The 12,588-nt window shown below is 41.0% G+C and carries 10 protein-coding genes; 4 read left to right on the top strand and 6 right to left on the bottom strand.

The features are described 5' to 3' along the window. The first annotated feature begins 125 nt into the window (after positions 1-125). The gene (locus ABD985_RS12970; protein WP_345372367.1) at positions 126-1,262 is read left to right on the top strand and encodes a BamA/TamA family outer membrane protein; all 1,137 of its coding nucleotides are present in this window, start codon (positions 126-128) and stop codon (positions 1,260-1,262) included. A 212-nt stretch (positions 1,263-1,474) separates the two neighbouring features. Here the strand turns inward: ABD985_RS12970 and upp are convergent, their stop codons facing one another. Continuing rightward, positions 1,475-2,140 carry a uracil phosphoribosyltransferase gene (gene upp, locus ABD985_RS12965; protein WP_345372366.1) on the bottom strand — a complete coding sequence of 222 codons (666 nt, stop codon included), beginning with the start codon at positions 2,138-2,140 and terminating at the stop codon, positions 1,475-1,477. A gap of 280 nt (positions 2,141-2,420) precedes the next feature. On the opposite strand from upp, the gene ABD985_RS12960 reads away from it, so the two are divergent. Next, on the top strand, positions 2,421-2,972 hold the full coding sequence (locus tag ABD985_RS12960) for a DUF3332 domain-containing protein (protein ID WP_345372364.1): 552 nt from the start codon (positions 2,421-2,423) through the stop codon (positions 2,970-2,972). Positions 2,973-3,336: 364 nt separating this feature from the next. Here the strand turns inward: ABD985_RS12960 and ABD985_RS12955 are convergent, their stop codons facing one another. Both ABD985_RS12955 and ABD985_RS12950 read right to left on the bottom strand, forming a co-directional pair. Then, positions 3,337-3,558 (bottom strand): ferredoxin, encoded by a 222-nt coding sequence (locus tag ABD985_RS12955; protein WP_345372363.1) that lies wholly within the window; start codon positions 3,556-3,558, stop codon positions 3,337-3,339. 7 nt (positions 3,559-3,565) lie between these two features. Continuing rightward, entirely contained in the window at positions 3,566-4,828 is a 1,263-nt protein-coding gene (locus ABD985_RS12950) for a peptidase U32 family protein (RefSeq protein WP_345372361.1), read from the bottom strand. Between the two features lie 148 nt (positions 4,829-4,976). Here ABD985_RS12950 and ABD985_RS12945 point away from each other — a divergent pair, with 148 nt between their 5' ends. Next, a complete protein-coding gene (locus ABD985_RS12945; protein ID WP_345372360.1) occupies positions 4,977-6,092 on the top strand; it encodes a glycosyltransferase in 1,116 nt (371 codons plus the stop codon). Between the two features lie 103 nt (positions 6,093-6,195). Here ABD985_RS12945 and ABD985_RS12940 read toward each other — a convergent pair whose 3' ends face one another. The 3 genes from ABD985_RS12940 to ABD985_RS12930 form a co-directional block, all read right to left on the bottom strand. Further along, on the bottom strand, positions 6,196-8,439 hold the full coding sequence (locus ABD985_RS12940) for a hypothetical protein (RefSeq protein WP_345372358.1): 2,244 nt from the start codon (positions 8,437-8,439) through the stop codon (positions 6,196-6,198). A 290-nt stretch (positions 8,440-8,729) separates the two neighbouring features. Beyond that, positions 8,730-9,281: an REP-associated tyrosine transposase gene (locus ABD985_RS12935; RefSeq protein WP_345372357.1), complete on the bottom strand. Its 552-nt coding sequence runs from the start codon at positions 9,279-9,281 to the stop codon at positions 8,730-8,732. A gap of 538 nt (positions 9,282-9,819) precedes the next feature. Beyond that, on the bottom strand, positions 9,820-11,196 hold the full coding sequence (locus ABD985_RS12930; RefSeq protein ID WP_345372355.1) for an RtcB family protein: 1,377 nt from the start codon (positions 11,194-11,196) through the stop codon (positions 9,820-9,822). A gap of 227 nt (positions 11,197-11,423) precedes the next feature. Between ABD985_RS12930 and ABD985_RS12925 the strand changes: the two genes are divergently transcribed. Beyond that, on the top strand, positions 11,424-12,443 hold the full coding sequence (locus ABD985_RS12925) for a helix-turn-helix transcriptional regulator (RefSeq protein ID WP_345372353.1): 1,020 nt from the start codon (positions 11,424-11,426) through the stop codon (positions 12,441-12,443). Positions 12,444-12,588 lie beyond the last annotated feature (145 nt).

The raw sequence follows: 12,588 nt of genomic DNA, 5'->3' as shown, positions 1-12,588 counted from the left end.
TGCTTGAGTACTCTCCTCAGGATAATTATGTTTTATCCAAAGATTAACTGAGCGAAAGCTCAGATTTTAATTAAAAATAAGGAATACCTCCTTCATTTTGTGTTTGAAAACTAAATTATATCCCTTTGAACTTACCCATTAGAAAAATCATTCTATTATTTCTGTTGCTACAGAGTGGATTATGGCATAGAGGAATGACCCAAGAAAGTGATAGTCTTTCGAATGCAAATCTGATAGAGAGGATAATGGACTTGACGACGATTGAAGGAGAACGCTTCAATGTATCTATTTATCCTTTACTGGATTATAATGAACGGGCAGGCTTTTCTTTTGGATTGATTGCAGCGATTGTATTTCAAGAAACCGGAGCACAGCAAGGGAGTAATAAATATTATCGTCCGACAACTTTACTTCCTTCAGCCTCTTATTCTACAAAAAATCAATTGTTACTGGATGCTGATTTTGTCATGTTTGCCAATTCGGGTTGGATGTTTTTGGCGAGAACCATCTACTACCGGTTTCCGGATACTTATTTTGGTATAGGAGGGCCACAGGAAGAAGTATCCCTTTATACCCGTAACCAATTCAGTATGGCAGGGGGAGCCCTTAAGCCGCTTAGCGATGTGATTTATGCGGGGGCCTATTATGACTTTACTACCCTAAGGAATCAGGATATCGAAGGGGAATCCTTGGATGAAACAGTTTTGGGATTTGAGGGAGGAACGGTCTTGGGGTTAGGAGTGGAAACTCGATGGGATACGAGAGACAACGTATTGTATCCAGAAGAAGGGCGATTATGGCGCTTGAGTGCACGCCATTACTTTGGAGACTTCTCTTATAATGCCTTGACTTTGGACATAAGAAACTTCTGGCAATTCAAGAATCCAGAAAATGTATTTGGGGTACAGCTACTTTGGGAGATCAGTGGAGAGAATACGCCTTATTTTAAGTTGCCTGTTCTGGGAGGGAAGGATCGCTTGAGAAGTATTGGAAACCCTAACCAGTATATTGATCGACAAGTATGGCTATTGCAGGGGGAATATAGAAGACACCTATGGCAACGGATTGGAATGGCCGTATTTCTGGGGGCAGGAAATGTCGCTACCCACCGGGAGTTTCCCTTTCAAGAAATACAGTGGGTAGCAGGTACCGGACTTCGTTTACGCTTACTTCCCAAAGATCCGCTCAATTTTCGCTTGGATGTAGGGTGGGGAGCCGCAGGGAAGCATGCGTTGTTTTTTACGATTGGAGAAGCGTTTTAAAAATGAAGAATTTTTAATTTTCAATGATCAATTTTCAATAATTAATACACTCTAGGACTAGTCCAGCTGCCTTTTGGGTGATTCATTTTAATTAAAAATTGATCATTGAAAACTAATCCATTCTAAAAGCAGTTCAGTAGGCTTTTTCACTCATAGATAATTAACCGTGATACCCCCTATTCTTCATTATTAATTTTTCATTCTTCATTAATCTAAAGTTTTGGTCCGAAGCAAAGGTCTCCAGCATCTCCTAACCCAGGAACGATATAATGCTTCTCGTTTAAAGAAGGGTCTACAGCACCGATCCAAAGATGGAAAGGAATATTAAGCGTAGCCATTTTTTCGGTCATAAAATCAACCCCTTCTTGTGCTCCAATAGCGGCAATCAGGTGAATGGCTTTTGGTGTACCGTTCTGTAGAAGCTTCTCGCAAGCATCCCAAAGTGAACTGCCGGTTGCTAGCATAGGATCTACAACCAATACAATTTTTCCATCCAGGTTATCCGATGCAATATAGTTGGAAACAATACTGACGTCTTCTGTTCCTTCAGACGCACGATAAGAACCAATAAATGCACTTTGAGCTCTATCAAATGCTTGTAGTACGCCGTCATACATCGGAATTCCAGCTCTTAGAATTGTGGTGACGACAATATCATCCTTTGGTTGTTGAGAAGACGAAGTACCTAAAGGTGTCGTGACCTCATGTGGCGTGTAATCTAAGGTTTTGGAGGCTTCATAGGCTAGTAGAAACCCAAGACGCTGTAAGTTATGGCGAAAACGCATACTATCCTTTTGGATTTCTACGTCGCGGAGTTCATTAAGGTAAGTTTGTGCGATAGAGGACTGTTGGTTGAGGATATAAATTTCTTTTCCCATGATGATGTGTATTTGGAATGCTCTTGAAATAGTAAGCAATAACTGACTTGAAAGGTATTAACTATTGACCGATTAATAAATAGTAAATGTTCTTTTCTATCTTCTACTTAAAATGATAGGCGATAAGCAGAATGTGAGTAGTTGTCAATTGGATTCAAATAACAAAAAAAAGTACTCAACCTCTTTTTTTTAGTGGAATTGTTCACAAGTGTTGACAGTTATAATGGAATTCTCTTTCTTCATGGGAGTTGAAAATTAAACCCACTTAACTATCAAAAATATGCAATATTTCAGACGATTGAAGCTGATACTAATGGCCGTGTTGGTGATTGGCGTAACCACAATACAAACCAGCTGTTATGGCCCATTTCGATTGACCACTAAACTACACGATTGGAACGGACAAATTGGAGACAAGTTTATCAATGCTTTGGTATTCCTGTTATTGGTGATTGTACCCGTATATAGCATTACGTTATTGGCTGATGGAATCATCTTTAATACCATTGAATTTTTCGGTGGGAAGAACCCTATCTCAATGAATGAAGGGGAGATTGATATACAGCGTGTGCAGAAAGATGGGAAGTTGTATGAAGTGGTGAAAAAGCGCAACATGATCCAGATTAAGCAACTGGAGGGTCCAGAGGCAGGACAAGAAGTAGCTTTTCACTTTAAGCCAGAGGAAAGTTCATGGTACCTGGACTATCAGGGAGAATATAAAAAGATCTTGAAGGTAGGGCCTAATGGAGAGGATCTTACTTTCTTTAGACCTGACGGAAAAGCACAAAGCTTTACACTAGGAATGGAAGGTGTACTGACTTTTGCTGAATAATATTTAGTATGGTTTAATTGTTAATTAGTGAGCAAATATGAGTCATCCCATATTAATATTTAAGGGGATGGCTCTATTTTTTTTAAAAACGGCCTTGAAGAATTGCCGTTAAGATTTTTAATCGTCAAAGCGTTAAGAAAATTCCATTGTTTGAGCGTAGCGAGTTGAATACGCCATGTAATGGGTTTAGCTTTGGCGATTAAAAATTAGGCGAATTCTTCAAAGCCTTGATTTTTTTGCTTCGTTTTTTCATCAAGGAAAAAATGAAGAAGCTCATAATGGGCTTGTGAGATAGTTATAAAGTGATGAATTCTCAGAAAGCTAAGCCATTTGTTAATATGGGATGATTCATGTCTTCTTTACTTTACCTGATTTGGATAATATTGACTGGACAAGCTTCTGCAGCACGTTCGTTCTCTTCCAGTTCTTCATCTCCTACCTTTATATTCCAAAAGCCCTTCTTGTTTTGTGCACCTAACAAGACACTTTTTCCATCTTTTCGGGACATTTGCCAACGATTGGGGGCTAGCTCTACACAGTAGTTACAGCCAATACACTTATCTCTTTGTTGTATGATGGTGATCATAATATGATTAAGCTTTTGCTTCAACGTTTTCTTTCACAAGTTTATACAGCTTGTCGGATGGGCGAATCATGCTATCCAGTTTGATAGAAAAGCGATCTCCTTTGACTGCCATTTCCTTAGCGCCTTCATCGTTGACATGCATTTCTTCAACAACTGTTTCAACGACTCCTGTTGTAGGGCCGGTGATCAGTAGGTGATCGCCTACTTTGACTTTTTGAGTTTCCATGATAAACTCTGCGACACCAATTTTAGCAAAGTAACGGCTACCTTTTCCAAGAAAGACTTTTTTCTGGGTAGCTTGAGAACCTGATTGGTCGGTCCATTCTCCTAATTTCTGTCCTAGGTAGTAACCGCTCCAGAAGCCACGATTATATACGGTTTCCAAACGTTCCATCCAGCCGGCTACTTTTTCTTTATTGTAGGTGCCTTCTGCATAGCTATCAATCGCTTCTCGGTAACATTGGGTAACCGTTTTAACGTAATCAGCACCCTTTCCACGTCCTTCGATTTTCAGGACTTTAATGCCTGAATCAATCACTTGATCCAAGAAATCAATCGTGCAAAGGTCCTTAGGAGACATGATGTATTCGTTGTCGATTTCCAGCTCGTGTCCGTCTTCCATATCAATCACTTTGTATTTACGGCGGCAGTTTTGGATACAAGCACCACGGTTGGCTGAGGCATTCTGTGTATGTAAGCTCATATAGCATTTACCAGAAACTGCTACACATAGAGCCCCGTGACCAAAGATCTCTATTTCAATCAGGTTCCCGTTAGGACCTTTGATTTGTTCTTTCTCAATAGCGTCTGTGATCTTTTTTACTTGTAACAAACTAAGCTCACGAGACAATACCACAGTATCAGCAAAGTGACTGAAGAAACGTACGGTTTCTATATTGGTAATATTGGATTGGGTAGAAATATGGACTTCTACTCCTTTGCTAAAGGCATAAGAAATAACCGCTTGATCTGAGGCAATGACCGCTGTGATCCCTGCTTCTTTCACCTTGTCGATGATCATCTTCATTAAGTGAAGGTCATGATCATATACGATAGTATTCAGCGTAAGATAGGTACGAACGTTATGCTTGCGTCCTAGCTCAGCAATTTCAGGCAGATCTTCCAGTGTGAAGTTCATGGTCGCTCTCGCTCTCATATTCAGTTGTTCGACACCGAAATAAACGGAGTCAGCACCTCCTTGGATTGCTGCTGTCATCGATTCGAAGTTCCCTGCAGGGGCCATTAGTTCTATGTTGCCTTGATGTGTCATGTTGATGATTCTTTGCCAGTTCTTTGAAATGTAATATCTTTATCCCTGTTGATTCATAGCCGACAAAAATAACAGATGGAAAAAAACGAAAGTTTGATTTTCGTCACCAAAATGATCAATAATTGTAAATCCGATTATCAATACATTTATGAGAATAGCTTTTTTATCTGTTTTTTATCCCTTCCGAGGAGGGATAGCACAGTCCAATGCACAATTGTACAGGGCATTTGAAGAAGAGGGACATGAAGTAAAGGCGTGGAACTTCACCACTCAATATCCTTCTATATTGTTTCCGGGAACCTCCCAGTACGTAACGGAAGAAGACACCACGGGTGCGATCGTATCGGAGAGGGTTTTGAGTACGGTGAATCCACTTACTTTTGCGGGGACTATTCGTAAAATAGCGGCTTATGAACCAGATATGGTGATTTTACGCTATTGGATGCCATTTTTTGCCCCATCATTGGGGTATGTTGCTGGAAAGCTGCGCAAGAAAGGAATAAAAGTGATCACGGTGATTGATAATCTTATTCCCCACGAGCAACGCCCGGGAGATAAGCAACTGACAGATTATTTTCTCAATCGTTGTGATGGGTTTGTAGTAATGAGTGATGTGGTCGAAAAAGACCTGAAATCTGTAAAACCTGATGCAGCCTATCTACATCACCCGCATCCGATTTATGATCATTTTGGAGAAAAACAAGAGAAGGCGTTAGCCCGAAAAACCTTAGGACTGAAATCAGAGGATAAGGTGCTCTTATACTTTGGATTGATCAGAAAGTACAAAGGACTGGACTTACTGATCGAGGCTTTTGATCAACTGGATGATAGCTATCAGCTCTTGATCGTTGGGGAGCCTTATGAGGATTTTGAGCCTTACCAACAATTAATTGATAACAACGCCAATAAGGAGCGTATCCATACGGTGACCCGCTATGTCGCTGACGAGGAAGTACCGCTTTACTTTTCGGCAGCGGACGTTAGTGTATTACCTTATCGAACAGCGACCCAAAGTGGAGTAGTAGCGATTAGCTACCATTTTGATTTACCGGTGATCGTTACCAATGTAGGAGGGTTAAAGGGAACAGTAGCGCCTTATGGAAGTGGTATCGTCGTGGAGGAGTCTACACCCCATGCGATTACCACGGCCGTACAGGATTATTTCAAAGGAGAAAACCCTAAGGAAATGTCTCTAGCTGTCCAGAATTTTAAGGAAAAGTATAGCTGGAAAGGGATGGTGAGAGCAATCCTAAAACGCTTTTAATTATTACCCACAGCGAAGCTGTAAACAACGGCGAAGCCGTAGGCTACGACGAAGTCGAAAAATATTATATTGGCGAAGCCATAGCCCACGGCACCGCCGTGGGTCATAAAAATAATTTGCTCACCTCCGCCGTATTAAGTGCCCAGTTCATATCATAGACCTCCTCCGCCAGTGCCGGGTCATCCACAATTTCCAGTTCTTGCACCTCCGCTTTAAGTTTTAAAAGGTCTCCTATTTTCAGCTTGGCATCCAGTTTTTGTAGTAATGCTTCCACTCCAGATTGATTTAGATTTTGTACTACTTGACCACCAAAACTCATTTCCAGCCAGATGATTTCCCTTTTATGTACATCCAATACTCCGAAGACCATTCCTTTGACAAGCGATTGGGTGATGCGAACCTGATGTTGTACCGCCGTAGGGTCATAGGCAACACCATTGGACGATATCTTCATAGGGAATTGACTCTTCATCCAACCGACGATCAAGTTAGGTGAAAGGCTACCACTGCTGTAAGCATTACAGGTGAAGCTCACATATTTAGCTTCTAATTGTTGTAGCTCATTTAAGTCAATGTCAATGTATTCAGCCGTACCTACCATATCAGGAATCCGCTGAATATCTCCACTGTGTTGACAGCCGGGAATAGTCAGTTGAGAATAGGAACAGAACTCATTACGATTTTCATAAGCAACATTACAGCTCAAGTCCATATCCAGGTGTTGGGCAGGAAGTCCTTCCCCCCATTGCAAAAATAATCGCACCGTATCTCCTTCAACCTTGAATCGAGTACCCATTAGTGCTGCAGGCAAGTCTTGAAGACTATCGCTTCGGTCACCGATTGCGATAGGAATGGTAAATAATCCCTCATCAATATAAAGACGCTTGTTGCTGTTCTCTACTTTTCTAAGATTTTCCTTGATGACCTCTAAGCTTAAGTCCTGTACCAAAGATTGCATCCGTTGTAGTTCATCATCGGAATACAACTGAAGCAATTTGTTGGCAGGGATTTTCTTGTTGGTACCTCCTAATGGCTTTACAGTTCTAGCTCCTTGCTTGTTGAAGTAGCTTTCGGCATACATATTCAGGGTAAAGATCAAGCGTGATGGAATATGATGTAACACCTCTTTGAAGTGCTGAATAGAAACATCTGCTCCGAACCATAGCATGGAAGAGAATAAGGATCGGGCAAACAATCCAGGGCGTTGTTTTAGCAAAGCAAAAGTCCCCTCTGCATCCATCTTGGTGCGATGCTGATTGACTTTTCCTTGCCAAACCTCATACTGCTCATTGTAAAAGGTATCCAATAAAGTAGCCAAACGCTCAAATCCTTTTCGCTTGCTGTACTCTGACAATCGAAGTGCTCGAATAACCCTCACCCACATCCCTCTTTTAGGGTGCATGTTTTCACACTGTGCCTGAATGCCCATGGATAGGTTGTTGAGCCATAGTGCATAGCGTTTGCATTCCGTTCTGCTGTATTTCAATTGCAGGTCATGCAAGGATTTAATTTTGGCTTGAATGCTATTGTCCAATTGTGGATGATAGTTTTGGGCATTCTTTCCCATACGGCGAGCGATGGTTTTTGGCTCAATGATTTGCAAAAAGCCCGTATGCTTGTACCATAGGTAGCGAAGGATATCATTAGGACTATTGAAGAGCTTGCCTGCTTCTTCGGCTCTGTCTTCTGCCACAAGGGTATCGATGACCAGCATTAAGGTTTCTTTCATACGGATGGCAGTATCTGTCGTTATTCCATAAACTGACAAAAGAATTTTGAGATCATCTACCTGAGTAGCATCCAGTGCTACAGGAGAAGTCAATAGGTGCTCCAAAGACTGCTTTAGATCTTCTTCTGTCCACAGTTGCAGTACTTTCAGACTGTTGTTGCCTGCCTTATAGCTCAATTGCTCGAATTCGAAAGGTGTGCCACAGAAAGGACAGCCATTATACCGTTCCAATGGAAAGGTATTGTCAGGAATAAGGTGCCCACATGGAAGCCTGCTTCCACTTTTGAACTGGCATACATTGGCAAACCAGGTAATAATATGGTCCACGATAGACTCCCCTGTAGGAATGTTCCACTGCTTTACCAAAGGCGTCCAGTTCTTATGGACGCCGGTAACCTCCTTCAACAACTCAAGGATTTCTAACTTAGCGTTGGGAGAAATGCGATTAATAGAAGTCAGCAAGTCTTCAGAAAAAGTGAAGCCTAGTTGTGTACAGTTTGCCAGCAATACACTACTGCTCTTGTTGATTACTTGGTTATCCTGATGGTTGCAGATCCAGTTATCCGGAATTATGATAGCATTTTTTCTAAGGGCGACTTTTAGCAAATCTCTTTTCATCGTTTTCCAGTTTTAAAGCAATCAGGTAATCTCGTTTCTAGCTCATTGGGTAAATGGGGGGAGGAAATCCTCCAGAAGTAAGAAGCAATTGACCTGTTATTTTTCTTGATAAATCAAAGGTGGATATAATGTGCGCAATGAATTTGCGTAGTAAGAGAAGCTTTTTGGTTTTTTGATTTATTGTATTATAAGTTCTTGTAAGTGAGTGTGTTGATGTGTTTCTTCCTATACGCTGGTGCAAGCTTCAGCTTGCACCCAAAATGACGAAAGCATTTGCTTTCATTACTCCTCTAAAGCAAAAAGGTGATATCTATTTTTCCTTTCTTATTCATATAATCACCAGCGCTACTGTCAATCCAATCTTCAGGATTTTCAACATAGCCGGCTTTAACGGGATTATAATGAATATAGCGTAGTCTTTGTTGAATAAACTTTATAGAAGTTAATTGTATAGGGTGATTGTCTTGTATCCAAAACTGGAAGTCTTTATTGTTCGCATTGAAAGTGCCCGCTCGCTTCATTATCCATAACATCCATTTCTTTCTGCTTTCCGTTTTACTGGATTCAATAGCTTTTCGGATAGTTGAAGAAGTATGACGTTTGAGGTCTCGAATAATACCACTTAATGGGTAAGTACCATCGGAGCTAATGATTAGATGCACATGATTACTCATGATACACCATGCGCCCACTAAGAGTCCTTTGTTTTGCTGGCAGTATTTAATACTATCAATAAAGATGTTTCGGTATTCAGCACGAGAGAAAACATCAATCCATTGAATGACTGTAAATGTGACGAAATAGTAGTTTTCATCATTTTGAATTTTATAGCTTCTAGACATAGCGATAGGTTGTGAATTTGTCGAAGCTAAAAGCCTTCAAGACATTGATAATGATTCGGTGTTAATATTCATGAAGGGAAAGGAAAATAGCGGAAGTAGATACTTCCGCTATGTTTGGGTGCAAGGTGACCACGCCATGTAATGGTTGCATCAGCGTGGTGCTTAATTATTCAACCTTAATAACCTTACACCAGCGCGGGGCAGGTGGGATTCGAACCCACGACCTGGGCGTGAGAAGCGCAGAAGTAAGCGATTATTGACCATGTCTTTTGAGGTAATACTGAAGCAACCATGGGACTCGAACCCAAATCCGTAAGGATTTACCCAAAAGTAGTATGCCTAAGTTGACCTTTTCTTTAACTGGTAATTTAAAAGCTAAACCTGCTCTACCAGCTGAGCTACTGCCCCAAGTACAGGCAATGGAATAAGTTTTCATTAACCTAAAATGTTCGTAGTAACTTATTCTTGGCCTGTGTTTTTTCTTGATAAATCAAAGGTGGAAGTAATGTGCGCAATAAATTTGCGTAGTAAGAGGTGATCAACTTTTTCTTCTCCAAGGCGCATTCCTCTGCCAATCCCCCGCCATAATTGATCCATAAGGAAGCACTTCATCCACTACCTGACCCAAGCCAAATTCTTCCATCTGCCTTCTCACAGTCTGCGCATTTTTATAGGCAGAGGGCAACTCTGAAATATCGATTTCATCGGAAAAGAAACGAACATCTAACCCCTTGGTTTCTTCCTCAAAAACTTCTTGAATAGTTCTATGAGCTTGAGACTTTTTATGTTGTCTTCTACTCATATTTCTACCGGCACCATGAGGAGCAAATCCTAAGTTGTTCGCTGTGACGTCTCCTTCTACAATGAGTACAGGCTCGGCCATATTCAATGGAATTAATCGTAAGGGATTGCTCTCCGGTAAAAATGACTTGCTGATAGGAGTGGCTCCCTTGGCGTGGTAGAAGATATCATCTTCCTGAAAGACAAAATTGTGCTCATTCCAGAATCTGTTCTCCACCGAAATATTCATACGTTCTGCGATGGCATCATGGATGCAGGTATGATTTTGCTTGGTCCATGCCCGAATAATCTGTAAAGCTTCCCAATAGGTTTGTCCCTCCTTGCTATCAAAAGGAATCCATGCATTTTGCTTTAAGGTTTTAGGTGATAGCTTTTGTCGGAAACGTTCTGCAATGGCCATCCCTCTCTTGAACAATATGGCACCGGGAGCTCTGGAACCATGGTGTGTCACGACCATCGTATTGCCAGTATTTTTTGATCGACCAACAAACAGGAAATGATTACCATCGCCCTGAGTACCCAAATGCTTTCGGGCAGCCTGAATCATTTCTTTGTCATGAAGCAACGTATTGCCTTCAAAAGCCTGCAATAAATCGGATGGAAAACGAAACTGCTTATTACGATCCCTTCCACCCGGACCAAAATGGGTAACGGAATGTGCAGCATCCAAAATCAATTTTGGATCAGCTTTCCCATAGTCTGTTAGCATCACGGAACAGCAGATATCGGCACTATGCATTCCTGGGTGAATGGCATTTCTACTAGCCACGACACCGCCTACAGGAATAGTACCGACACCACCGGTTGGACAAGCATCAGGCATCACCGCCCCGTTGACTACCGTAGGCGTTTTCATGACCTCTTTCATAGTACGAAGTACACTTTCTACATTCTCCGTTTCCAGTTCATTTTCTGCCTTAATATTGACCGAAAAATTGATGGCTTCCTGATGTAGCTCCACAAAAGGTTCCGGCTTGAACTTTTGCAGGTAGGCATGTATCTCCTCTTCGGAGAGCTGATGCGTATTGATATGCATAATCGCCTCCTTAAACCAGGGAGCTGGGGTGTATCCCAGATTAATCAAGGTATGTCCATTTATTTTATAATTGTTCATGTTGTTTAATTGAGCTTCGCTCGTTCATGATGTTTAGTTGAAAAATTATAATGGTAGCAAGATGGGAGATATCTACGCAAGGTTTTTGCGTACATGAGAAAGGATTGTTAATTTGGAATGAATAGTGAACAGTTAACAGTGAACAGTGAATAATTGAAAATTAATGAGTTTTCACTGCTAAACATCATGAACGAGCGAAGCTCACCTAAACAACATGAACACAAGCCATGGCTCAAAATAAAAACGCATTAATTCGGTACAAAACGATTGATAAATGTCTGCAAAACCAATACAGGGAATGGACGTTAGACGATTTAATTGAAGCTTGCTCAGAAGCGCTATATGAATATGAGGGCAGGGATGTCAATGTGAGTAAGCGAAGTGTACAGCTAGATATACAGATGATGCGCAGTGATAAGTTGGGATATAATGCGCCTATTGTCGTATATAATAAGAAATACTACCGATACGAGGATGAGAACTATTCCATTACGGATATCCCATTGACAGGGTCTGATATGAATGTGCTGTCGGAAACGGTAGAGATGCTGAAGCAGTTCAAGGACTTTTCTTTGTTCTCGGAACTGGGGGGTATTATCCAAAAGCTGGAGGATAAGATATATGTGGAAAAGACGCGACAGGAGCCTATTATTCATTTGGATAAAAATGAAAACTTGAAGGGGCTGGAGCATTTGGATATACTTTATCAGGCTATCTTGAAGGAATTATGTTTGAGGATTACCTATCAGTCTTTTACCGCTAAAGAACCTTCTGATGTTCCTTTTATTCCTTATCTCTTAAAAGAGTTTAATAACCGATGGTTCTTGATTGGAAGACGGAAGCTTGGAGGTCCTGTCGTTACCTTGGCATTGGATCGTATGCTGGAGATAGGTTATGATTTGCAAAGAACCTATGACAGAGAGGGGTTTGATGGAGAGGAGTATTTTAAAAATACGATAGGAGTTACGGTATTGAATGAGGAGCAGCTTAAAGAGGTGCATTTGAAATTAGATGCTTACAATGCGCCATATGCCTTGACCAAACCTATACATCATTCCCAAAAAGTGGTAGAGGAGTTGGAAGACGGAAGTGTAGTGATCTCGGTAAAGGTGCATTTGAATTTTGAGTTTGATCGGATGATTCTAGGCTTTGGGGAGGGAATAGAGGTGTTGAAGCCTAGGATATTGCGGAAGAGAGTTCAAAGGAAACTGATGCGGGCAATGGAGCAATATGGACTGAATGAATAATCAAGAATGAAGAATGAAAAATGAAGAATGAAAAATTATTAATGAGGGATGGTTTGGGGTGTTAAAAAACAACTAAACATCATGAACGGGCGAAGCCCTATTAAACATTATCAACAACCTTGACGAAAGTAACCAAAAAAGAAGA

Origin of the sequence: Algivirga pacifica (genome assembly GCF_039543525.1) — a bacterium.
GTDB classification, from domain to species: domain Bacteria; phylum Bacteroidota; class Bacteroidia; order Cytophagales; family Flammeovirgaceae; genus Algivirga; species Algivirga pacifica.
This window is presented reverse-complemented; position numbering and strand designations above follow the sequence as displayed.